Annotated in this window: 19 protein-coding genes; 11 read left to right on the top strand and 8 right to left on the bottom strand. The window is 58.4% G+C overall.

The genetic code is table 11. From position 1 onward, the window contains the following. Positions 1-3: 3 nt before the first annotated feature. Positions 4-1,161: a DegT/DnrJ/EryC1/StrS family aminotransferase gene (locus AA105894_RS04210; RefSeq protein WP_267310626.1), complete on the top strand. Its 1,158-nt coding sequence runs from the start codon at positions 4-6 to the stop codon at positions 1,159-1,161. Then, complete coding sequence (locus tag AA105894_RS04205) at positions 1,158-1,619, top strand: hypothetical protein (protein ID WP_267310625.1); 462 nt, start codon at positions 1,158-1,160, stop codon at positions 1,617-1,619. Before AA105894_RS04210 ends, AA105894_RS04205 begins: the two co-directional genes overlap by 4 nt. Positions 1,620-1,708: 89 nt before the next feature. Here the strand turns inward: AA105894_RS04205 and AA105894_RS04200 are convergent, their stop codons facing one another. The 4 genes from AA105894_RS04200 to AA105894_RS04185 form a co-directional block, all read right to left on the bottom strand. Beyond that, a complete protein-coding gene (locus AA105894_RS04200) occupies positions 1,709-2,482 on the bottom strand; it encodes a MerR family DNA-binding transcriptional regulator (RefSeq protein WP_267310624.1) in 774 nt (257 codons plus the stop codon). Between the two features lie 673 nt (positions 2,483-3,155). Continuing rightward, a complete protein-coding gene (locus tag AA105894_RS04195; RefSeq protein ID WP_267310623.1) occupies positions 3,156-4,508 on the bottom strand; it encodes a glycosyltransferase in 1,353 nt (450 codons plus the stop codon). 567 nt (positions 4,509-5,075) lie between these two features. Beyond that, a complete protein-coding gene (locus AA105894_RS04190) occupies positions 5,076-6,194 on the bottom strand; it encodes an AI-2E family transporter (RefSeq protein WP_267310622.1) in 1,119 nt (372 codons plus the stop codon). A gap of 44 nt (positions 6,195-6,238) precedes the next feature. Then, a complete protein-coding gene (locus tag AA105894_RS04185) occupies positions 6,239-8,131 on the bottom strand; it encodes an ABC-F family ATP-binding cassette domain-containing protein (RefSeq protein WP_267310621.1) in 1,893 nt (630 codons plus the stop codon). 116 nt (positions 8,132-8,247) lie between these two features. Between AA105894_RS04185 and ndk the strand changes: the two genes are divergently transcribed. Together ndk and AA105894_RS04175 are read left to right on the top strand one after the other, a co-directional pair. After that, positions 8,248-8,670 (top strand): nucleoside-diphosphate kinase, encoded by a 423-nt coding sequence (ndk, locus tag AA105894_RS04180; RefSeq protein ID WP_267310620.1) that lies wholly within the window; start codon positions 8,248-8,250, stop codon positions 8,668-8,670. Between the two features lie 509 nt (positions 8,671-9,179). After that, positions 9,180-9,515 carry a hypothetical protein gene (locus AA105894_RS04175; RefSeq protein WP_267310619.1) on the top strand — a complete coding sequence of 112 codons (336 nt, stop codon included), beginning with the start codon at positions 9,180-9,182 and terminating at the stop codon, positions 9,513-9,515. Positions 9,516-9,561: 46 nt separating this feature from the next. Here AA105894_RS04175 and AA105894_RS04170 read toward each other — a convergent pair whose 3' ends face one another. Continuing rightward, complete coding sequence (locus AA105894_RS04170) at positions 9,562-10,500, bottom strand: DMT family transporter (RefSeq protein ID WP_267310618.1); 939 nt, start codon at positions 10,498-10,500, stop codon at positions 9,562-9,564. A gap of 140 nt (positions 10,501-10,640) precedes the next feature. On the opposite strand from AA105894_RS04170, the gene AA105894_RS04165 reads away from it, so the two are divergent. The 3 genes from AA105894_RS04165 to AA105894_RS04155 all read left to right on the top strand — a co-directional run bounded on the left by AA105894_RS04165 (position 10,641) and on the right by AA105894_RS04155 (position 14,005). After that, complete coding sequence (locus AA105894_RS04165; protein ID WP_267310617.1) at positions 10,641-10,886, top strand: hypothetical protein; 246 nt, start codon at positions 10,641-10,643, stop codon at positions 10,884-10,886. A gap of 652 nt (positions 10,887-11,538) precedes the next feature. After that, positions 11,539-12,525, top strand: coding sequence for a glycosyltransferase (locus tag AA105894_RS04160; RefSeq protein ID WP_267310616.1), 987 nt, complete (start codon positions 11,539-11,541; stop codon positions 12,523-12,525). Between the two features lie 82 nt (positions 12,526-12,607). Then, positions 12,608-14,005, top strand: coding sequence for a DUF2142 domain-containing protein (locus AA105894_RS04155; protein WP_267310615.1), 1,398 nt, complete (start codon positions 12,608-12,610; stop codon positions 14,003-14,005). A gap of 54 nt (positions 14,006-14,059) precedes the next feature. Here AA105894_RS04155 and purN read toward each other — a convergent pair whose 3' ends face one another. Continuing rightward, positions 14,060-14,641 (bottom strand): phosphoribosylglycinamide formyltransferase, encoded by a 582-nt coding sequence (gene purN / locus AA105894_RS04150; RefSeq protein WP_267310685.1) that lies wholly within the window; start codon positions 14,639-14,641, stop codon positions 14,060-14,062. After that, positions 14,638-15,693, bottom strand: a complete 1,056-nt coding sequence (gene purM / locus AA105894_RS04145) for a phosphoribosylformylglycinamidine cyclo-ligase (protein ID WP_267310614.1) — start codon at positions 15,691-15,693, stop codon at positions 14,638-14,640. Before purM ends, purN begins: the two co-directional genes overlap by 4 nt. 96 nt (positions 15,694-15,789) lie before the next feature. Between purM and AA105894_RS04140 the strand changes: the two genes are divergently transcribed. The 4 genes from AA105894_RS04140 to AA105894_RS04125 all read left to right on the top strand — a co-directional run bounded on the left by AA105894_RS04140 (position 15,790) and on the right by AA105894_RS04125 (position 21,164). Further along, complete coding sequence (locus AA105894_RS04140) at positions 15,790-16,524, top strand: HdaA/DnaA family protein (RefSeq protein WP_267310613.1); 735 nt, start codon at positions 15,790-15,792, stop codon at positions 16,522-16,524. Positions 16,525-16,721: 197 nt separating this feature from the next. Further along, positions 16,722-18,905, top strand: a complete 2,184-nt coding sequence (locus tag AA105894_RS04135; protein ID WP_267310612.1) for an RNA degradosome polyphosphate kinase — start codon at positions 16,722-16,724, stop codon at positions 18,903-18,905. Next, complete coding sequence (locus AA105894_RS04130) at positions 18,862-20,412, top strand: Ppx/GppA phosphatase family protein (protein ID WP_373316716.1); 1,551 nt, start codon at positions 18,862-18,864, stop codon at positions 20,410-20,412. Before AA105894_RS04135 ends, AA105894_RS04130 begins: the two co-directional genes overlap by 44 nt. Continuing rightward, positions 20,406-21,164 (top strand): CDP-diacylglycerol diphosphatase, encoded by a 759-nt coding sequence (locus AA105894_RS04125; RefSeq protein WP_267310610.1) that lies wholly within the window; start codon positions 20,406-20,408, stop codon positions 21,162-21,164. The genes AA105894_RS04130 and AA105894_RS04125 overlap by 7 nt, the downstream gene beginning before the upstream one ends. Positions 21,165-21,397: 233 nt before the next feature. Here the strand turns inward: AA105894_RS04125 and AA105894_RS04120 are convergent, their stop codons facing one another. Then, complete coding sequence (locus tag AA105894_RS04120; protein WP_267310609.1) at positions 21,398-22,717, bottom strand: aspartate aminotransferase family protein; 1,320 nt, start codon at positions 22,715-22,717, stop codon at positions 21,398-21,400. Between the last annotated feature and the right edge of the window lie 16 nt (positions 22,718-22,733).

The following is a 22,733-nucleotide window of genomic DNA, read 5'->3' as shown; positions in this document are numbered from 1 at the left end:
GCAATGAGCGAAAAAGCCCCCATCCAATTTCTCGATCTGCCAAGACAACAGGCCCGGCTGGGCGCCCCCTTGCGCGAGCGGATCGACACCGTCCTCGCCCATTGCAAATTCGTGATGGGCCCCGAGATCGAGGAGCTTGAATCGCGACTCTGTGCCTATAGTGGCGCTGGCCATGCGATCAGTGTTTCTTCTGGCACCGACGCCCTGCTGATGGTGCTCATGGCCGAAGAGATCGGCCCGGGCGATGCGGTGTTTCTGCCTGCCTTCACCTATACTGCCACGGCAGAAGTCGTGCTCCTGCTGGGGGCGACGCCCGTTTTTGTGGATGTCGACCCGGCGACCTTCCAGATCGATCCGGCAAATCTGGTGGAGCGCATTGCGTCCATCCGTGCGCAGGAAGAGCTTGAGCCGCGTGTGATCATCGGGGTCGATCTTTTTGGTCAGCCAGCACCATGGGAGGTCCTGCGTCGCATTGCTGCCGAACAGGATCTGCTTCTCATGGCCGATTGCGCCCAGGCTTTCGGCGCGTCGCTTGATGGTCGCAAGCTGGGGCGTGAGGCTTTGGCAACGACGTTGTCGTTTTTCCCTTCCAAGCCTCTGGGGGCCTATGGCGATGGCGGGGCTATCCTGACGGATGACGCCGAAAGGGCGGCGCTCTATCGCTCGTTGCGCAGCCACGGTGAGGGTCGCACGCGCTATGAAGTGTTGCGTATTGGTCTGAATGGCCGTCTCGACACGCTTCAGGCGGCGATCCTTCTTGCCAAGCTGGACCGTTTTGAAGAGGAGCTCGAGCGGCGCGACGCAATCGCGTGTCGCTATGACACGGCTCTCTCAGGCCTGGTTGTGACGCCACAGCGCGTTGCCGGGTCAAAGAGCGCTTGGGCAATCTATTCGATCCTGCTTCCCGATGCGGCGCTACGCAACGCACTTCAGGCGCATCTGGGGCAGGAGGGCGTGCCGAGCGTCGTCTATTATCCCAAGCCGCTGCACGAGCAGCCTGCCTACGCAGAACATCATGACGAGACGATTACGCTGCCGGTCTCGGAGGGGCTGGGCGCCCGTATTCTGGCCCTGCCGTTACATCCCGAACTGACCGATGACGAGGTGGCACGGATCATTGCTGCCGTTCAGAGGTTCTTCGCTCAGGAGCATGGCGCGTGAGGAAGGAAACACTTCTCGTTATCGGGTTTGTCGCCCTTGTGCTGACGACAGTCGCGGTCATCTGGACGTTCGCGCTCCCGTCGTTGCGGCCGCTCAAATTCGAGACGCTCAGCGATGTGACGCTCACTATCGAGCAGACCGGGCAGACCCGCGTGCTGAATGCTGAGGAAACCGGCCAACTCAATCACTGGCTTGAGGGTCACAAAAGCCACTGGGCGCCGCTCTCGTCACCAGCCCCTTCGACAGGCGATGTCGTGATCAGGGGGCGCAACCCTGACGGCGGAGACTTCGAACTCGCACTCTGGACCGGTATCAGCGGAGCCGACTGGAACAATACGGCCATTACACGCGCCAACCCGAAGGCGCGTCTGAAAGTGCAGAGCTTCAGCGACGAAGACTGGGCTGTGCTCCACCATCTCATAGATGGGCAGGGGTTCCAGAAGACGGACGTGCCCTGAACCCGCATCTCATTGCGGTGTCTTCGGGCGAGGCAGAAATGAGCGAAAGTGAAAGAAGGGGGCAGACAGGGTCTACCCCCTTTTTCTGTTCAGTTCCCACGCGCCAGTCGGGCTGTCTCCGAGACGAAGTGATAAACTTCCTGACTGAACGGGGCCTTGGCTGTCTCGGTCTCCCACTGATCCATTTCGCTATACATTCTGGCAGCCTTGTTCCAGTGATCCTTGCCCAAAGCCTCGACCATTGGCCGCTGCAGAATTCTCCATTCCTCCATGAGGGCGAGAGCTTCACTCGAGCCGGGCATGACACCTGACGCGATGGCTTTTTCAATGCGCGCAATAAGTGCCGCCCAGCCCTGCTCGTAGCGGGTGCGCATGTCGCCGGGAAAAAGCTTGCTGCCTGTTTCCTTCCAGCGGTCCCACTCTTCTTCTGTGAAATAGGTCGTCGCGACGGCCTTGAAATCTTTGTCTGACATGATGATTTGTGCCTCCTTGATGAGAGAGCAGAGCCCATCCACATCCGGCGCTTCGCGCGTCTCGAGCAAGGTCAGGGTCTCGTGCAGACGGCGCAGCATAAGGGTGACCTGCTTTTGTTTCGCGCTCAGGTACAGGATCTGGCTTTCGATAAGGCTCCGGGCATCAAGAGACGGGTGCAGCATGGCGGATGATATTTCAGACAGGCGATAACCTGCCTGACGCAGCAACAGGATGCGCGTGACGAGACTCGTTTCCTGCGCGCCATAGACGCGTCGGCCCGCCTCGCTTCTCTTTGGGCTGATCAGGCCCTTTTCTTCGAGATGGCGCAGGCTGCGTGGTGAAAGCCCACATTGCGCCGCCATCTCTCCGATCGATCTGTTGCGTGTCATCTGAGCCCCTCCCTTGGTGCCGGATGCAGGAAGCGATGCTGACACAGTGTCAGGAGCAAGAGAAAAATGACTGACGCACCGGAATTCTGTTTGCGGCAAAAAGGCACGTCTCGTCGGCGCGCAATCTCATGGCGCGGCCGCCCGTCGCAGCACTGTGCGGATCGCTGGCGGCGAATAATGGAGGCGCTACCTCCTGATGCGTCAGAAAAACGCTATCGAGGCAGGCAGGGCAGGTGTGTGCGGCGACAAAAACTGTGCGGTCACCCGCTTCGATATGTTGCCATTTGGTACAGTCGATCTGTCTCCTTGTGATACCCCATGTATGGTTCCGCAAGATGTTACGAAAGGAATGCAGAAAGTCGCGGGGTGGGCGTGAAAGGTCGTATTCGCCTCACCCTTCCGCCTGTGACAGGGAGTTTTTTGTGAAACTGTTAGGCACGCCACGCCAGGTCGTTTGCTCGAAAAGCTGCCGCCTAAAGGTTCCGGCCTGGATTGCTCTCATAAACGGCCTGAGCCAGAACTTGTCTATTCCGAGTGAGCTTATCGCGGTCTCCTATCCGCCCGGAATCTCTGGATAGGTCCAGGGGGAGTTGAAGGCTGTCACCGCGAAATAGAAAAAGCCAGAATTCTTACGTGGCCGTTATCAGTAACGCGGCGACAGAGGCGGATCACCTCAGGATTTGGCAGGCTCCCGGAGTTCCTCCGCTTTATCGATATATGCCTGCATGGCCAGATGTTTGTCGGCCGTATTCCAGAAATGGATAAAGCCACGAGGGTGAGCAGGGTCTGTCGGATGATCGTAACCGCCTATCTGCGTATGTGCGCTGACAGGCTCAGCATCGAAATCGTCAAGCTTATAGAGCGCATAGTTAAGCACGCTCTGGTCGTAGAATGGTATCGATTTGCGACCATGTTGGGACGTATATCGGATCAGAGTTTGATATGCGGCCCTGATGTAGTGGGCATGATCTGCCATGTTGGGCACGAGCAGAAGGCCACCGTTGAACCCATGCAGCCCTTCGCTCGAGAACGGATCAGCCTGCACCAGGGTAGCCCCTGTGTGTTCTGATGTGGCGATCTGGTGAAACGACTCGACCTGTGCGCTGCACCGTCGAGATTTGGCCGCTTTGATCAGGAACGGTTCGATCGGAAGATCAAAAGCAATATCAACATCCGAATAAAGTATCGGCTGGTATTCATCGAGTATGGAAGTGTTGAAGATGGTTAGGCGAGCGCCTACATAGTCGAGTTGATCCATGCCCTGCATCGGGATGACTCTAATATGACTACGTAGAGGCTCAGGGGCCAAGCCCTTGAGATGATCCTCTGGGATGTTGCTGACGATCAGAATCGTGCCACGATATTCCGCCAGCAGGTCGATGCTGCGGATGCATTCGCAATATTGTTTGAGAGCGGCTCCATGGCCGAACACAACCAGTACGATCGCGGGATTGAGCAAGAATGCTTCGTGGACCTTCCACTCATCGAAAAATATGAATCGGGTAGGGTTTTTCGTGGATGCTGCACTGTTGAAGAACGCGTCCATAGGCAGCTTCTTGTCTCCGAAAGTCACTTCGTCAAAATTCGACTCTCGCAAATTCAGTCGCACGACCGTGTTGCTGCCGCCCAAAACCCAACGGTGGCTGGCTACCCTTGTGGCCGCGTGGAACACGTGAATGTCCAGAAGCTTGAATGTTTCCCAGAGATTGCGGTGTTCGGAGACAAAATCAAGACCACCGAGATGATTGGCGCGTCCAAATTTCCCATTGTATTTGAAGCTGTAATGTCCGTTGCCGTGATAGTCCAAGTCTATCATGACACTGGGTATCGCGCGCGCAATATTGAGAGTTTCGAGATCCAGCCAGCGATTTGCGTCTCCCAGCGTACAAAAGCCCTGCAGGCCATTTCGGTCGTGGAAGCAGATAACATCGTCAGGACGCGTGATATTTGAAAAATCGCGCTGAACGATGCTCTCTCCCTCCACAAGAAAGACTTTCAGATTATGGCTGACCAGAACTTTCAGCATTGGTTTCCGTACGCTTTCTCAGTAATTAGGATGTCGCAATATCGCACAGATCATATTTACAAACAAATATCTGGGAAGAAAAAACACAGAATGTTGCCAAGTATTTGTCCTGGAGGATCTCCTTCGGTCTGGAGGGTGGCATTACTGGATATTTCAAAGTCTGTGGCTTGACAGATATTGCCTGATCGACCCGCCAGCGCATCATTTGCGGGGTCAGATTTCTGTCCTCGGTATTCCCTGACGACATGTGATCATTCTGGAGGGGCGTTGACCGTGGCTGTCCATTCAGAGCACAGAACTCCACCGCACGGCTGCTGTTGGGTCAGATTGGAAGTATCTTCGGTGGGATCTTGTGAGAGCAGGGAGGCAGACCATTTCGGCTCAACCGAATCTCAGTCCAAGACTCGAACCCTTCCCATCTGATGGGAAATGTCAGGGGGCTTGTCTCGAACTGAGGAAGCCGTCGTTCAGACGGCCCGTAGCGAAATGTGTAATGCGCATTTGGGCACCAAGGCAGAGCAACCTCACCGCGCCAAAGGTGAGGTCATTCATCAGCGCCGTTGGTTTTCAGTCGACGTCGTCATGGGCGAGAGGGGAGTCGCCCATCGTTTTGCCGGTGCGCATCTTGGCCTCGAGCGGTGCGGTTGCGGTATCGCCGATTGCCAGCAGGGCTGCGGTAAGAGGCGAGGCGAGAATCAAGCCCGGCACGCCAAGGATGGTGCCGAAGACGGTCTGTGCCAGAATGGCGAGAGCCGGCGGCATATGCACGGCATGTCGCTGGATGAGGGGCGCCAGCACGTTGCCTTCCAGAAACTGGATCACGCAGTAGAGACCGGCAACCATCAGTCCGGTTCGCGTTCCCTGCGAGAGGGCGATCAAAACCGCCGGGATCGCTCCGAGAATGGCGCCGATATAAGGGATGAAGTTGCAAAGTCCGGCGACGACGCCAAGTGCCATGGCCAAGGGGACACCCAGGAAACCGAGCCCGATCCCTGACGCCAGCCCGACGGCCAGCATGTCGAAGGCCTGTCCGATGGTCCAGGACCACAATGTCGTGCCTGCGGTCAGAACGAGCTTGCGTGCCGCAGGGCGATGTCCTTCAGGGACAAGGCGCAGCATGCCATCGACATAGATTGCCGGAGAAAGGGCAAAATAGAGCCCGGCGATCAGAATGACGGCGATCGTGCCGAGCAGGCCGAAGGCGCTGCTGAGGATGCCGGTCACCGAATTGGCGAGGCCCGCGCCGAGAGACGAGCCATTACCCTGCTCGTTTCCACCGAGAGATTTCGGCAGATGATCGAGGGCGAACTGACCCCAGGTGCTCGTGCCCATCTGACTGCGTAGCTGACCATACTGCGTGATGAGGGCCGCCTTGAGCTTCACGAACTGGTCGCTGATCTGCGGACCGCTGAAATAGAACAAGGCCCCGATGGCGATCAGGATGATCAGCGCCACGAGCCCAACCGCGAGCTGGTAAGGGATGCGTGCCTTGTCTCGCAGAATACGCGCGAGCCCGTGCAGGATGACGGCAAAGAGTGTCGCTGCAAAAACGACCATGAGCACATCGCCAAGCAGCCAGAGCGCCAGAACGACGAGTGTGACAATCAGGGTAAAGCGCAGGATCTTGAAGATCTGCAGCAGCTCGCGCCCGGCAGCCGGGGCGGCGTCAGAAGGATGGTCGGACATCTTATCCCGTTCTCGATAATCGGTACTGCGCATAACGGAAACGCCTAGCTCCGGTTCGCTTCCTCGATCTCGGCTTCTGCGTTCAGCCAGCGCTCTTCTGCGGCCTGTTCTTCGGCGCCGAGCGCCGCCAGCCTCGTATTGAGCTTCGTTATCTCGCTGGCATCGCTTTTTTCATAAAGAGCTGGATCGGCGAGGCGCGCCTCTATTTTGGCCCGCTCCTTGCCCAGCAATTCCATGAGATGCTCGGCTGCTTTTGCCTCCTTGCGCAAGGGGGCGAGGGCGCGTCTCTGTTCGGCCCGGTCGCGGCGCTGGTCCTTGCGACCGCTATTATCAGAGCTGTTTTCGATGCGTGCTTCGCTGGCCGCTTTTCTTGCCCGTTCGTTCAGCCAGCTTCGGTAGCCGTCCATGTCGTCATCGAACGGCGTGATTGTGCCGTCATCGACCAGCCAGAGTCGATCGGCTACGGATTCCACCAGATGCGCGTCATGGCTGATCAGCACCACCGCGCCCTCGAAATCGCACAACGCCCTGATGAGGGCATCACGCGCATCCAGATCGAGATGGTTGGTCGGCTCGTCGAGCAGGAGAAGATGCGGGGCGTTACGAGTGGCAAGAGCCAGAAGCAGGCGGGCCTTTTCACCCCCTGACAGATCGCCGACGCGCGATTCCGCCTTGCCGGCATCGAGCCCGAAACGGTCGAGCTGCGCCCGGACAGCCACCGGGGTCGCCTCAGGCATGGCGCGGCTCATATGGTCGATCGGTGTCTCGGTAAGCACGAGTTCGTCGCCCTGATGCTGGGCAAAATAGCCGATGCGCAACCGCGATGAGTGCTGCATGGTTCCCGTCATGGGTTCGAGCCGTCCTGCAAGCAGCTTGGCGAAGGTCGACTTGCCCTTGCCGTTCTGACCGAGCAGCGCGATGCGATCATCAAGGTCGAGGCGGCAGGAGAGATTCGAGAGAACCGCGCGGCCGTCATAGCCGATCGTGACCTTGTCCAGCGTCAGCATGGGCGGCGGGAGCGGTGCCGGTTCGGGAAAGGAGAAACGCGTCGGGCTGTCTTCGACTACTGAATCGATCTGGGGAAGGCGGGCAAGGGCCTTCAACCTTGCCTGAGCCTGCCGTGCCTTCGTTGCTTTTGCGCGAAACCGATCGACGAAAGATTGCATATGGGCGCGCTGGGCAGCCAGACGCTCTGCCGCGCGGTTCTGCTGCAGAGCCTGCTCGGTACGGATGCGGATGAATTCGTCGTAGCCACCTGGTGTCAGATTGATCTTGCCCTTGTCGAGATGGGCAATCGAGTCGACCACGCTGTCGAGAAGAGAGCGATCGTGACTGACCACGATGGCAGCGCCAGAGAAAGATCTGAGCCAGTTTTCGAGCCAGATCGTTGCCTCGATGTCGAGATGGTTTGTCGGTTCGTCGAGGAGAAGCAGGTCAGGATTGAGAAAAAGCGCTGTGGCGAGCGCCACGCGCATCCGCCAGCCGCCCGAAAATGAGGAGACGGGCCGCTGCTGTGCCTCATGATCGAACCCCAGTCCCGAAAGAATGCTGGCGGCGCGCGCTGGGGCGGTGTGCGCGTCGATCACCAGAAGCCGTTCGTGGATATCGGCGAGATGGGTCGGCTCGGAGGTCGTCTCGGCCTCGTGCAGAAGACGGGCGCGTTCGAGATCGCCCGCAAGCACGGTCTCGATCAGCGAAGCCTCGCCTTCAGGGGTTTCCTGCTTTACCCGACCCATGCTGGCCCGGTTCGATAGCTGGATCGTGCCGCCATCGGGGTGCAGATCGCCCGCTATCGCAGCCAGCAGCGTTGATTTGCCAACGCCATTTCGTCCAACAAGGCCGATCTTGCGGCCGGGGTCGACGCTGAGTGACGCGTTGTCGAGAAGCACGCGCCCGGCGATACGCAGTGTCAGATCGGTGATGGTCAGCAGGCTCACGGCAAATTCCCAGACAGGATGGACGCTTTTGATGCCATGCGGACTATCAGGAAGTGTTGTTTTGCTCTAGGGGAGGGGCGTTCACCGCTTTTCTTTTTTGTGCAGGAGATGCCGCCATGGCCCTGGAACGTACCCTTTCGATCATCAAGCCTGACGCAACCCGTCGTAACCTGACCGGCAAGATCAACGCCGTGTTCGAAGATGCCGGCCTGCGTATCGTCGCCCAGAAGCGCATCAAGCTGACTGAAGACCAGGCCAAGGCCTTCTATGCAGTTCATGCAGAGCGTCCTTTCTATGGCAGCCTCGTCTCCTCCATGCTGTCAGAGCCGGTTGTCGTGCAGGTTCTGCAGGGCGAAAATGCCGTTGCCCGTCATCGTGAAGTCATGGGTGCGACCAACCCGGCGCAGGCAGCAGACGGCACGGTGCGCAAGCTCTACGCTGAAAGCATCGAAGCCAACTCAGTTCATGGTTCGGACAGCCTCGAAAACGCGAAGAACGAAATTGCTTTCTTCTTCGCCGAGACAGAAATCCACGCATAAGCTGTTTTACCCTTGGGACCACGCCTCTCTTAATTTCTCGAGAGCATGGTTTTGGGATTTCGGATTACCTCTTGTGAGACGTGTCGCTTCGCTTGAGAGATGGTCCGATTGAAACACTATGAAAGGCGGCCTTGTGCCGCCTTTTTTGTTTCCTGCGCTACAAAGAATGCGGTCGGGTTTGGAACGCTGAAGAATTGACGTTAATTTCCATCAAGAAAACTGGGTGATACTGAATATTAACGTTCGATATAATTGTTTCCGAAAAATTTACTTAGTTTTCGCGTGAGGAAAGCAGAGCCAGAGAGCAGGTAATGCTAAAAAATATCGATTATCCAGTCGATTAATAATAGAGAAAGAGTGCATTTGGTATGGTGTGGTCGTCGAGTAGCATGGTGTCAGCATCCGGGTATTCTGTCAGCCCGAATCATGACACGGTCGTTCCTTTCCCGAGCAAGCCTGCGCAGGGCTCTCAGGATCAGGTCGAGATAATCGATCCGGGGATCCGCATCATGACCGACGACGGTCGCGTTCTGGAGAAGCTCGGCATGTCGGGCAGCGAATGTTGCTATATTCTTCTTCCTGACGTTCATCAGGTGATTTTCTGCTATCAGCAAGACCTTACCGAGGGCGTTGCGTTATCTCGCGGTACTGCTGCCGCCGTGATTGAAAAAATCATCATGTCGGAGGCCGATGCGGTGTCCGAGATCAGCATGTCATGCCCCGACATGTCAGATCCGGCGACAGTTGGGGACATGCGCTGGATCGAGCCTGGGCGAACGCTTTTCCTCGCTCGTAAATCACCCGGCCATGTGGCCCTTTTATCGGTTCAGCTGGTAAAACAGTAGGAGTGCAGGGCGCCCCTGGTCTCGCGGGGCGCTCCGTCAGGATATCTCAACCTTGTGGGCCTGGATGTAGCAGAGTTAGTGCTTTCCGCCAGGGACGACCGTCTATTGCGGCCAGACCCGCGCCGATCAAGGCAAGTCCTGCAAGTGCGTACCAGCGTATCGTCTCACCCAGAAATACGGTGCCAAGCATAAGCGCCATGATCGGCAGCAGGAAAGTCACGAGAGAAAGATTGGTGGCACCCGCTGTCGCAAGAAGTCTGAAATAGAGAATGAAGGCGAGGGCCGTGCTGAGAAAGGCAATGCCTGCAAAAGCCCCCCAGATCGTTACTGACGGCATAGCCAGGCCCCAGGGATGATCGACCAAGAGCGAAAAAGGCAGAACCAGCGCCGTGCTGGCGGTAAGCTGCCCGGTCGCGAGCTTGAGAGGGGGCAGCCCCTTGAACTGGCGGCCATAGACCCCGCCGAACCCATAGCTCAGAGCAGCAGTGAGGCAGGCGATCTCGCCCAGAAGCGATTGCTGTGTGCCCCTGCCGAACAGAGCCGGTCCAATCAGCACGCCCACACCACAGAAGCCCATCATGATGCCGATAATCTTGCCCCAGCGCAGCTTCTCGTCATGAGTGAAAAAATGCGCCACGATGATTGTGAAGACCGGAGTAGTTGCGTTGAGGATGGCTGCGACGCCACTTGAGATGCGCGTTTCGCCGAAGGCGATAGCCGAAAAGGGGATGATATTGTTCAGCGCCCCGAGCAGAAGCAGCCTGAGCCAGACAGAGCGCCCCAGGGTCGGGCGATCGCTCTTGCAAAACAGAACCAGATTGAGCGCCAGCGCCGCAAGCCCCACGCGCCCAAGCACCACCGTGAAGGGCGGCACGGCTGAAACCAGTATCTTGAAAAAGAAGAAAGAGCCGCCCCAGAGCAGGGCAAGAACCAGCAATAGGCACCATTCTTCCAGCCCCATACCCCGGTCATGCGCTCGATGCATGTCTTGTCCTTGTTCAAAGTCTTCTGCGATCCGTGTTCTTCTGCCATGCGAGGCTTGTCGCCGCACCCTCACAAGCGATGGAGATCGACGAATTGTTCTCAAACGTGTTTTCCGGGGCGCAGCGGCATGAGACGGTGTCGATGACCCATCAATCCTGCGATATCTCACTGAGGATGCTCGGTCCGCGATTGATTGTTATGGGACCGAGCAATAGCGGCAAATCGACGCTCTCGGTATCTATCGGAAGGCTTACGGGCCTTCCGGTCGTCCATCTCGATCTTCTGCGCCACGAAGTCGGCACCTTTGACAGGCTGCGCTCCCTGACCGATTTCCATCACGATCATGCCCAGGCGATCGCCGCCTCTTCACTGGATTATCGACGGTAATTATTCATCCTGCCTCGATCGGCGTCTCGAACGCGCAACGGGCGTGATCCTTCTGGATGTAACGACTTTAAAAAGCCTACAGCGCTATATCGGCCGATGCCTCGGCAGGAGTGTTCGTCATGGTGGGTGGGGTGCGCAACGTGAGCCTGTGAGGCTGTCGATGGTGAAACACATCCTTGGCCCGACGCGCTCGAACAGAAAGCGTTATCGCCTCTGGTTTGCCTCCTGTTCCTTGCCGAAACTCTTTCTCCCGACATCGCGGTCTGTTGCAGCATTCTGCCAGCGAGAGGTGGCTCGGAATTGGGATGATGAACTGCGGGAAAGCCAAGTCCATCGTCCGTTCCAATGAGGTGCCCTAGAGTGGCTCCGACCGGCAGGGAACAATCGCGTCGTTCCGCTTGGCTTTCCCGACGCAGTCTTCGGGTCATTCGATGCCCAGAGGGCAGAGATCACGCTGTATCAGCAATGAGAACCTTTGTTCACCTGCGTTTGGTAGGTGAGACGCGAACACCGTGTTTGGTGGGGTACAGATGATTTTCGCTCGGACTCTGATATCACGAATTAGGGGATAGCAGGTGCCTTGCACTGATCTGGTCCGACATCCGCAGAAATGCTATACTCAGGACACAAGAATTGTTTCGTAGAGAGCTTGATGCAGCCAGATAATATTCAGCAGGAAAAGTTCTCCAGAATAATACCCTCCCCGACCGGCCCGAAGGTCGCGGTATTGATACCGTGTTACAATGAGGAGGTAACAGTCGGCACTGTCGTGCGCGACATGCGAATGGCACTGCCTGATGCTGCTATCTATGTCTACGATAACAACTCGACAGATCACACTATTGCTAAAGCAAGCGAGGCTGGAGCTATCATCCGTCGTGAGCGCTTGCAGGGTAAAGGCCATGTCATCAGGCGGATGTTTGCCGATATCGAGGCCGATTTTTTTGTTCTGATTGATGGTGATGGCACTTACGAGGCTGCGGCTGCGCCCAAAATGATCCGCCTGGCTTTGGAAAACGCTCACGACACGGTGATGGGTGTCCGTCTGCACGAGCGTGCGGAAGCCTATCGTGCGGGGCATGTTCTGGGCAACAAAGTGCTGACGGGGCTGGTCGTAAGGCTTTTCGGCCGTGGCCAGTCGGATATGCTTTCGGGTTACAGGCTATTCAGCCGTCGTTTCGTCAAGTCGTTTCCGGCAATCTCCTCCGGGTTCGAAACCGAAACCGAGCTCACGGTCCATGCTTTGCAGCTCAACATGTCCATGGGTGAAGTATCGACACGTTATGTCGAGCGCCCTGAGGGCTCATTTTCGAAGCTCAATACCTATCGTGATGGCTTCAGGATTCTTGGGACGATTATCAACCTGCTCAAACAGGAACGTCCCTTCCTGTTCTTTGGGCTCATGGGTGTATGCCTTGCGTTAATTGGTGGCGTGACCGGCATGCGCTCGGTGCTGGATTTCATCGAAACGCACACGGTTCTTCATCTGCCTTCAGCGGTTCTGGCGACAGGGTTTGAGATTCTTGCGGCGTTGGCCCTGGTGTGCGGTGTCATTCTCAATAGCGTTGCGCTCGGTCGTCAGGAGGCAAAGCGACTGGCTTATCTGGCCCTTCCGGCACCTCCCCGGATCGAGTTTTAAAAAAAATCAGGCTGTTCGATCACACAACGCCGAGTGAACGGATGCAGCGCAGTGTCACCCCAATAGCCCGGAGCCCCTGTTCTTGCGCCTATTTCTGAAAACCGGGCTGACAGTCCAGATGTCACTGCTCTACGTCTTTTTCGCCTCCTTGATGGCGATGGCATGTGTGCTGCTCACCCCTCCCGGTCAGACGCCTGATGAGCGCAATCACTTCGCAAGGCTCACGCAGATTTCACAGGGTGGATTTGTTGCTATCAAAAAGGGCACCAAGGACGCCGGAGGGTATCTTCCCACAGGTATTCCGGCGGAATCGGAGCTACTGAATTCTCTGCGCTTCAATCCTCAGGCCAAGGTGTCGAGCGAAGAGCTTCTTGCGCTCTCTGAAAGACATTGGTCCAGAGAAAAAACCTGGGTGTCTTTTCCCAATACGGCAATCTATGCGCCTATCACCTATCTTCCGGGGGCACTTGCGGCGTTCGTTGCCCGGCATACGCGAGCAACAATCCTGCAGACCAGCTACGCAGTTCGTACGATCAACGTGATCTGTGCGATAGCGCTATGCGCACTGGGTATGGCCCTGGCTCGTCGGGGCGCGCTCTATCTGGCTGTGCTTTCGAGCTTTCCAATGGTTGTAGCGCTCGGCGCCTCATGTTCGCAGGATGGTATACTCATCGGGCTTGCGATTGTTACGGCAGCGCTTCTCACCCGACTGGACACGATCAATCCTGGCTCCTCGCGTTTCTGGCTCGGCATGGCGTCTCTTTTTGCAATTCTTGCTGTCAGCAAGCCGCCCCTTCTTTTATGCAGCCTTATTCCGCTGGGTTATATGGCCCGTGCGCACAGGTGGCGCTATGTTCTGCCTTTCGCTGTGAGTGTGCTGGCATTTCTTTTCTGGCAGAAATTTGGTCTCAATCCGGCGAAGATACAATTCCTCGACGGCTCCGGCACTTCCGACAGCGGTCAGGTGCATTGGGTTCTGACTCATCCTGCAACTCTTCCAGCACTCGCCCTGCATACGCTTCAATCACATATCAGACATAATATTCATGAGTTTTTTGGAGTGCTGGGATGGCTTGATACAGTATTTCCGAATTGGTTCTATCGCATTTTTTACATCGCGATCACCGCATCGTGCTGTTTTTGTATCTATCCTGCCGTTCATCACAAGAGCGCTCGTCAGTCTGGTCGGGTAGTATTTCTTGCTGTTTTTGCTGTCCTGCTGGCAATCGGCGCTGTCTATTTCTCGCTTTACGTCATCTGGACACCAGTCGGTGCGCCGGTAATCGATGGCGTGCAGGGGCGCTATTTTCTGCCGATTGCGCCGTTTCTGGCGCTTATATTTCCGAAGGTCAGCGTTGAGGGGCAGGTAGCCTCTTCCCTGCGCACCCATCAGATTGCGATGCTGGCTATGGGGCTCTTTCTTGCCATTGATATGGTTACGCTCACCTGCGTTCTGGCGTCACGTTACTGGCTGGCGTGACGGAGTAACGCCAGCAGGCATGAAAAAAGCCCGGTGCGAGAGACCGGGCTTTTTTTATCGTCTGTCCAGAAAAGCGGCGAGAGCTGCAGGATAAAGCTGGTGTTCCTGCTCAAGCACACGGTGAGCAAGGCTCTGCTCGGTATCGCCTTCGTGCACCTTGACCCGCGCCTGAGCGAGAACAGGGCCTTCGTCGACCCCATCCGTCACCAGATGCACAGTGCATCCATGCTCCGCATCGCCAGCGGCGAGCGCGCGGGCATGTGTGTCCAGACCCGGATAGGCCGGGAGAAGGCTCGGGTGGATGTTCAGCATTCTGCCCTGCCAGCGCCCGACCAGATAGGGGGTCAGCACGCGCATGTATCCTGCGAGGCAGATGACCTCCACGCCAGCGTCGAGCAGGGCCTTGTCGATAGCCTCTTCGTGGCCGTCGCGATCTTTCGGAAACAGACGGTGATCGATGGCGATGGCTTCAAGCCCGGCTGCGCGCGCAGTCTCAAGGCCGGGCGCGTCGGGGTTGTTACTGAGCACGAGGGCAATACGCGCCGGATAATCCGGTCGCGCACAGGCCTCGATCAACGCATTCATGTTGCTGCCACGCCCACTGATGAGAATGGCGATGGGCGTTTTTGTCATCAGGAGAAGTCGACCGTGCCATCGAGCGCGTAGCGCGGACCATTCGCCGTGATTTCACCGATGCGGTAGCCTTTTTCGCCGCGCTCTTCGAGCAGTGCCAGAACCTTGTCGGGTTCGGGCGTGACAAGAACCATACCGATACCGCAGTTGAAGACCTTGAGCATCTCGTCATGAGCGACATTGCCGGTCTGAGCCAGCCAGCGGAAGACGGGCGGTACGGGCCAGCTACCGGCCTCGATCTGCACACCCAGCCCCTCGGGCAGCACGCGCGGCAGATTGCCCGGCAGACCGCCACCCGTGATATGGGCGCAGCCATGCAGCAGACCGGCCTTGTGCAGGGCCATGACGGTTCGGACATAGAGAGCCGTCGGGCGCAGCAGGGCTTCGGCCAGCGTACTGCCGGTCTCGAACGGCGCTTCGCTGTTCCATTCGAGACCGCTCATGGTCTTGATGCTGCGTACAAGCGAATAACCATTGGAATGCACGCCCGATGAGGGCAGGGCAATCAGGACATCGCCTTCGGCGATGCCTGAGGGAAGAAGGGCGCTGCGTTCTGCAGCCCCAACGCTGAACCCTGCCAGATCATAATGACCGGGGCCATACATGCCGGGCATTTCAGCGGTTTCGCCGCCAACCAGAGCGCAATCAGTGTCGCGGCAGGCTTGGGCAATGCCACGCACGACGCGGGCAGCATCTTCGACAGCGAGCTTGCCCGTGGCCAGATAGTCAAGGAAGAAAAGGGGCTGCGCGCCCTGTACGACCAGATCATTGACGCACATGGCAACGAGATCGATGCCGACCGTGTCATGCTGGCCGCTTTCGATGGCCACCATCAGCTTCGTGCCGACGCCATCGGTGCAGCTGACCAGAATAGGGTCGCTGAACCCGGCAGCCTTGAGGTCGAACAAGGCGCCGAAACCGCCGAGCCCGCCCATGGTGCCCGGCCGGTCGGTCGATTTTGCAGCGGGTTTGATCGCCTCGACCAGCGCGTCACCGGCCTCGATGTCGACACCGGACTCGCGATAGCTCGCTGAAGGAGAGATTGGGTCGGTCATGCTGTCGCCTCGCTCGATAAACCTGGCCGGTTGCGTTACTATCCGCCCTTACTACTGGAGCCGACCCGGCTCGGAAAGGACCGGAACGGCTATTGGATGGACAAAGAGGCGCGAAATGACGGTTTGTCCCCCGGGAATGCGGCTCGGCAGCTCGCTCTGGCGCTGCGTCCGCCGCCGAGCGTAGCCGCACGCCACTTCGTCGCAGCCGCGTCGAACGCACAGGCGCGGCTCTGGCTCAACCAGACCGGATGGCCTGACAGGCGCCTTCTTCTCTGCGGGGCCGATAGCTGCGGCAAGACCCATCTGCTGCATATCTGGGCCGCACGACGCGGCGCGCGCGTGCTGGATGCTGCCAGTCTCGACCGCGCCGATATTGCCGCATTGGCCGAAGCCCCCCCGGCTGCGCTGGCCCTTGACGCCATCGACCGGGTGACGTCGGAGCGGGCCTTGCTGCATCTGCTCAATCTGGCGCGCGAACATCGGATCACATTGTTGATGGCGGCGCGTGTTTCGCCCATGCGACAGGCAATCATTCTGCCCGATCTGGCCAGCCGCCTGCGCGCGGTCACAATCGTGCCGATTGCGTCGCCGGAAGATTCGCTGCGCTTTACCTTGCTGCTGCGCCTGATTGCCGAGCGGCAGATGATTGTCTCCAAGCCGATTCTGGACTGGCTGCTTCGCCATCTGCCCCGCACGGGCGATGCCATCGTGACGGCTGTCGAGAGGCTCGATCAGGCCGGGTTAGCTCATGGTCGTCCTCTGACCCGGGCTCTTGCCAGGGAGGTGCTGTCAGGGCTGCTCGATGAGGGTGACGAGGAGTCATTCTGCTGACGACGTCTTTGTGATGATTGGGTTAAGGGGTTTGACGTACTGCCTCTCCTGAGCCGATGCTGTAGTTCTCCTACGGTCAGAAACAGGGAACGCATCGCGTGACGTCGTCTTCGGAAAAAGAGTCAAAGGCTGCCTCGGTCAAGGCACCCCGAACTGCCCGAAACAGGCGTTCAAGTCCCGCCCGGGCGACGAGGGCCGTGGCACGTATTCCCGATCCGGGGATCGTGACCTCGCCCGCGCGATTCATCAATCGTGAACTCTCATGGCTCGATTTCAACCAGCGTGTCATTGAAGAGGCCGAAAACAGCCGTCATCCTTTACTTGAAAGACTGCGGTTTCTGTCGATCAGCGCAAGTAATCTGGATGAGTTCTATTCGGTTCGTGTCGCCGGGCTGGTCGGGCAGGTGCGTGAGGGGCTGGTCGTCCCTTCAGCTGATGGTCTTACGCCCGCACGCCAGCTGACGAGTGTCAGACGCAGTGCTGCCAAGCTTTTCGCCGCCCAGCAGCGCATCTGGCGTTTGTTGCGGGGCGAGCTGGCGCAGGCGGGTATTCGCCTGTGCACGCGCGATGAGCTGACCGAAGCCGAGCGCGAGAGCATTGCCGCCAAATTCGAAGACGAAATCTATCCCGTTCTGACGCCGCTTGCGATCGATCCGTCTCATCCCATGCCTTTCATTCCCAATCTGGGAATGGCGCTGGCCCTGAGGCTGAATGACCCGTCCGTTCCCGGTTTTTCCATGGACGCGCTTATTCTTCTGCCGCAGCAGATCGATCGCTTCATTCGACTGCCAGCGCCGCATAAGGAAGAACCGGATATCCGTCCGGATGTGCGCTTTGTCCTGCTGGAAGACGTGATTCGCCTCCATATCACGCGTCTTTTCCCGGGTATGGAGATTGCCGAGGGCGGGGTGCTGCGTATCATTCGTGACTCGGATGTGGAATTCGAGGACGAGGCCGAAGACCTTGTCCTGTCTTATGAGACCGCGCTCAAGCAGCGCCGCCGTGGCGTCGGTATCCATCTGGCGCTTGATGCGTCCATTCCTGAAGGAATGGGGCGCGAATTTGCTGAAGAGCTCGATGTCGCCAAGGATGACGTGGTCATCCAGCCCGACATTATCGGTGTTGTCGATCTCAAGCAGATGATCGTCTCTGATCGCCCTGATCTGCTGTTCAAGCCCTACACACCACGTTTTCCCGAGCGCATTCGTGATTATGACGGCGATTGTTTTGCTGCGATTCGCGCCAAGGACATCGTGGTGCATCACCCCTTCGAGAGTTTCGACGTGGTGGTGCAGTTCCTCAAGCAGGCCGCGCTCGACCCCAATGTCGTGGCCATCAAGCAGACGCTTTATCGTACGTCCCGCGATAGCCCGATCGTACGCGCCCTGATCGAGGCGGCTGAGCTTGGCAAATCCGTGACGGCCATGGTCGAGCTGCGTGCGCGCTTCGATGAAGAAGCCAATATCCGGCTGGCGCGCTCGCTCGAATCGGCCGGGGTCCAGGTGGTGTTCGGTTTCACCCATCTGAAAACCCATGCCAAGCTGAGCCTCGTGGTGCGGCGTGAAGCTGGCGGGCTGCGCTCCTACGCGCATTTCGGCACGGGCAATTATCATCCCATCACCGCGCGTATCTATACCGACCTCTCTTTCTTCACCTGCGACCCACAGCTTGCAGGCGATTCGGCCAAGCTGTTCAACTACATGACCGGCTACGCCACGCCTGTGGATATGGAAGCGCTCGCTTTCGCCCCGATCACGCTGCGTGATACGCTGATGGATCTGATCGATGGCGAAATCGATCACGCCAAGGCAGGTCGTCCCGCCAAGATCTGGTTGAAGATGAACAGCCTTGTCGATCCGTCACTGATCGATGCGCTTTATCGCGCCTCCCGGGCAGGCGTGAAGGTGGTGGCCATCGTACGTGGTATCTGCTGCCTGCGCCCGGGCGTGCCTGGCCTTTCAGAGAATATCGAGATCCGTTCCATCGTAGGGCGGTTTCTGGAGCATGCGCGCATTTTCGCCTTCGGCAACGGGCATCGCATGCCCTCGCACAAGGCAAAGGTGTTCATTTCCTCGGCAGACTGGATGGGGCGGAACATGGACCGTCGTGTCGAGGCCATGGTGCCGATCTTCAATCCGACGGTTCATGCGCAGATACTGGGCCAGATCATGACGATGGATCTGCGCGATACGCTTCAAAGCTGGGTGCTTTCCTCACGAGGGGATTGGCACCGTGTGTCTCCGGGCGCTAATCCGTTCTCGGCGCATGAGTATTTCATGCACAACCCTTCGCTTTCCGGCCGTGGGTCGGCAGCGAGGGAAAAACCGCTGGACAAGGATGCGGGTCGACGCGAACGGCCCGAGCGCATCCGCGAAGATTGAGAAAGAGGGTAGAGTGACCGGTTCTGACGCGCCCCAAGGCCATCATCGCGCAGCCATCGTCGATCTCGGGTCGAATTCGGTTCGACTGGTTGTGTTCGAAGGTGTTACCCGCAACCCTGTTCCGATCTTCAACGAGAAGGCGACCTTGCGTCTGGGGCGCGGTCTGGAGCACACGGGACGGCTCAATGAGGATGGTCTGCGCCTGTCGCGTGACGTCATGAGCCGGTTCAACGCCATTGCCCGCGCCATGGACGCCCATCCTTTCGAGGTGCTGGCCACGGCCGCAGTGCGTGATGCCAGCAATGGTCATGAATTTGTCGAGACCCTGCACGAATGCATGCCTGACGTGCCGATCCGAATCCTGTCAGGTGAGGAAGAGGCCGATTATGCTGCGACGGGCGTGCTCTGTGGTCTGCCTTATGCCGATGGTGTTGTGGCCGATATCGGCGGCGGGTCGCTTGAACTGATCCGCGTGGCCAATGGTCGCCATCATGAGGCCTGCACCAAGCCGCTCGGCGTAATTCGCCTTTCCGATCGTTCGGGAGGGGATCTCAAGCGGGCGCGTGAAGTGGTGGAAGCCGATCTCGACGATGTGGACTGGCTGCCTGCGCTCAAGGGCAAGCCGCTCTATCTGGTCGGCGGAGCGTTCCGCGCTCTGGCGCGATTGCAGATTGCGCGCACGCATTACCCGCTCAATATCGTCCATCTCTACACGCTCGGTGCTGACGAGGCCCGTGAGATGGTGACATGGCTCATCGATACGCCCCGCAAGACGCTGGAGAAACTGCCGGGCTTTCCGCGCAAGCGACTGGATGATGTGCCTTTTTCGGCCACCGTTCTGCGTCGCCTGATGCGTATCGTGCAGCCGTCGCAGATCATTTTCAGCGTCGATGGGCTCCGCGAGGGGTGGTATATGCGCAAGGTGGGTCAGGCCGTGGCCTCGCTCGATCCTTGTCGTGCGCTGGCCGATGAGGCTTCACAGCGTCTCAGCCGCAGCATGGAGCTTCCGGGCGATCTGGTACGCTGGACCGCGCCGCTCTTCCAGCATGAAACGCCTTCCGAAACGTCTCTGCGCGACATGGCCTGCCGCATGTCCGATATCGGGTCTTTCGATCATCCCGAATATCGGGCGGCACAGACCTATCTGCGCGTGATGCGTATGCACGGTGTCGGCTTCGATCATCAGGCACGTGCTTTTGTCGCCATGACCCTGGCCGTACGCTATGAGGCCGACCCGGCCGATCCCTTGATGGAGGTTTCGCGTCGCTTGCTCGCACCCGATGATTGCGATCGCGCCATCCAGCTCGGCTTCGCGCTGCGTCTTGCCTATACGATCTGCGGTGGCACGGCAGCTCTGCTCAAGAACACGTCGCTCGCCATTGAGGACGGTACGCTCTGGCTGAGCCATGATTCGCAAAGCAGCTTTGCGGCGGGTGGCGGTGTGAAGCGCAGACTGGATCGCCTCGCCCAGAGCATGACCCTGACGGCACAGACACGCACGTGCTGATCGCGCGCCTTCTATCGCCTCTCGCAATTCTGGGCGGGGCTCTGGTTGCGGGTGTGTCCTATGCCTCGGCTGCCACCGTGGTGCACAAGGATCATGATCCTGATGCGCTCTGGAAGATCGTGCATCAGAGATGCGCGCAGGGCACGGCACCCTGCGCCGTCTACGATGAGTCGCGCCATATAGCGCTTCTGCATTCCATCGAAGGGCGTGGTCAGTATCTTCTGATCCCGACTGACAAGGTGGCCGGAATGGAGAGTGCAGCCCTGCTGCAGGCCAACCAGCCCAATTACTTTGCCGAAGCATGGTCTTATCGCGATCGGGTTGGTGCCTCCTACGGAATGCCCGTTCCCGAAACGATGCTTTCCCTGGCAATCAACTCGGCCAGAGGGCGTTCGCAGAACCAGTTGCATATTCATCTGGATTGCCTTGCGCCAGAAATACGGGCGACGCTAGATCGTGACGCGTCGCGCATTGGCTCCGACTGGGCGGTATTGCCGGACACGCTCGATGGTCACCGTTATCGGGCACGTTATCTGACCTCCCTTGATGCCTCGCCGTTTCTCGTTCTGGCGGCATCGCTCCGGCATCCGGAGACAGAGATGGGTGACCATACGCTCGTGGTGGCGCCGCTGCGTTCCGGCTATGTCCTGCTTGATGACGTGGCGCAGGGCAGCGATCGCGCTTCAGGCGAGGAATTGCAGGATCACGCCTGTCTCGCTGTGATGAAGGCCCCCGTCCCGAGAACGCGCTGATCGGTGAGGCTTCCGACAGGAGGCTGATCGAAAGCGGAGGTTTTTCCTTCAGATCAGTGCCTGAAGTGACAAGCCGATTTCCCGGGCGCGGTCAGCGAAGGCGCGACGGTCGCACCATCTCTCTTTTAGGGGCGGCCGCGTCAATTAACGCAGTGACTCCGCACTTTGAGCGCTGTGCCTGAAGTCTGGAGCCTCCCGCAAGGCTATGCCGCTTGCGGGAGGGGGATGACGTATCAGTCGATGGTCTTGAGAATACGGCCGATGATCTCGAAGATCCGGTCGATCTCATTCTTTTCAATGATCAGTGGCGGTGAAATGGCAAGAATATCGCCCGTGTAACGCAGCAGGAGCCCTTCATGGAAGGCGCGCTCGAATACCTCGAAAGCGCGCGTGGTCTTGGCGTTGCGAGGGGCCAGTTCGATACCGGCAACGAGACCTTCATTGCGGATATCGACGACATGCGGTGCATCGCGCAGCGAGTGGGCCGCTTCCTCGAAATAAGGCGAAAGCGCTGCGGCACGCTCGAAGAGATGCTCTTCCGCATAGGTATCGAGCGTGGCGATAGCGGCAGCGCAGGCAATCGGATGGGCCGAATAGGTGTAGCCATGGGGCAGGTCGATCGCTTCACGCGGCCCCTGCATGAAGGCGTTGAAAATCTCGTCGGATACGATGTTGGCGCCCATCGGAATGGTGCCGTTGGTGATCCCTTTGGCGACGGTCATGATGTCAGGCACGACACCATATTTTTCTGCAGCAAAAGAAGCACCAAGACGGCCGAAGCCTGTGATCACTTCATCAAAAATCAGCACGATGCCATGCTTCGTGCAGATCTCGCGCAGGCGCTTGAGATAGCCTTTGGGTGCGGGCAGAACGCCGGTCGATCCGGCCATCGGCTCGACAATGACGGCAGCGATATTCGAGGCGTCATGCAGCGCCACGATCCGCTCCAGATCATCTGCCAGCTCTGCCCCATGCTCGGGCAGACCGCGCGAAAACGCATTGCGACGAAGGTCGAGCGTATGGGGAAGGTGATCGACACCGGTCAGAAGCGAGCCGTAGAGCTTGCGGTTGCCAGAGATGCCACCAACAGAAATGCCGCCAAACCCGACACCATGATAGGCACGCTCGCGGCCGATCAGCCGGGTGCGGGTGCCTTCGCCGCGCAGGCGGTGATAGGCAATGGCGATCTTGAGCGCGGTATCACCAGCTTCCGAACCGGAATTGCAGAAGAACACATGGTTCAGAGGATTCGGGGCGAGGCGGGCAATGCGATCGGCCGCCTGGAAGGCGAGGGGATGACCCATCTGGAAGGCCGGGGCAAAATCGAGCGTCGCGACGGCTTTCTGCACGGCCTCGACGATGCGTGGCTGACCATGACCGGCGTTGACGCACCAGAGCCCGGCGCAACCATCGAGCACTTCACGCCCTTTATCGTCACGGTAGTACATGCCTTTTGCAGAGACGAGCATGCGGGGTGAGTCGCGAAACTGGCGATTGGCCGTAAAAGGAAGCCAGAGGGCGTCGAGATTGCTGTCGGCGTTATGGGAATTCATGGCCTTCTTTCCGGCT

It is taken from the genome of Asaia spathodeae NBRC 105894 (genome assembly GCF_025994195.1).
Taxonomy (GTDB): Bacteria; Pseudomonadota; Alphaproteobacteria; order Acetobacterales; family Acetobacteraceae; genus Asaia; species Asaia siamensis.
The sequence above is the reverse complement of the archived record's forward strand: the minus strand, read 5'-3'. Positions and strand labels throughout refer to the sequence as shown.

What these genes read in the sequence shown, in the direction of transcription:
- AA105894_RS04170 (WP_267310618.1), bottom strand. Translation starts at nt 10,500, where the DNA reads ATGCATCGAGCGCATGACCGGGGTATGGGGCTGGAAGAATGGTGCCTA.
- AA105894_RS04160 (WP_267310616.1), top strand. Translation starts at nt 11,539, where the DNA reads ATGCAGCCAGATAATATTCAGCAGGAAAAGTTCTCCAGAATAATACCC.
- AA105894_RS04210 (WP_267310626.1), top strand. Translation starts at nt 4, where the DNA reads ATGAGCGAAAAAGCCCCCATCCAATTTCTCGATCTGCCAAGACAACAG.
- ndk (WP_267310620.1), top strand. Translation starts at nt 8,248, where the DNA reads ATGGCCCTGGAACGTACCCTTTCGATCATCAAGCCTGACGCAACCCGT.
- AA105894_RS04195 (WP_267310623.1), bottom strand. Translation starts at nt 4,508, where the DNA reads ATGCTGAAAGTTCTGGTCAGCCATAATCTGAAAGTCTTTCTTGTGGAG.
- AA105894_RS04200 (WP_267310624.1), bottom strand. Translation starts at nt 2,482, where the DNA reads ATGACACGCAACAGATCGATCGGAGAGATGGCGGCGCAATGTGGGCTT.
- purM (WP_267310614.1), bottom strand. Translation starts at nt 15,693, where the DNA reads ATGACCGACCCAATCTCTCCTTCAGCGAGCTATCGCGAGTCCGGTGTC.
- AA105894_RS04175 (WP_267310619.1), top strand. Translation starts at nt 9,180, where the DNA reads ATGACCGACGACGGTCGCGTTCTGGAGAAGCTCGGCATGTCGGGCAGC.
- AA105894_RS04120 (WP_267310609.1), bottom strand. Translation starts at nt 22,717, where the DNA reads ATGAATTCCCATAACGCCGACAGCAATCTCGACGCCCTCTGGCTTCCT.
- AA105894_RS04190 (WP_267310622.1), bottom strand. Translation starts at nt 6,194, where the DNA reads ATGTCCGACCATCCTTCTGACGCCGCCCCGGCTGCCGGGCGCGAGCTG.
- AA105894_RS04165 (WP_267310617.1), top strand. Translation starts at nt 10,641, where the DNA reads ATGACCCATCAATCCTGCGATATCTCACTGAGGATGCTCGGTCCGCGA.
- AA105894_RS04130 (WP_373316716.1), top strand. Translation starts at nt 18,862, where the DNA reads ATGCGGGTCGACGCGAACGGCCCGAGCGCATCCGCGAAGATTGAGAAA.
- AA105894_RS04140 (WP_267310613.1), top strand. Translation starts at nt 15,790, where the DNA reads ATGGACAAAGAGGCGCGAAATGACGGTTTGTCCCCCGGGAATGCGGCT.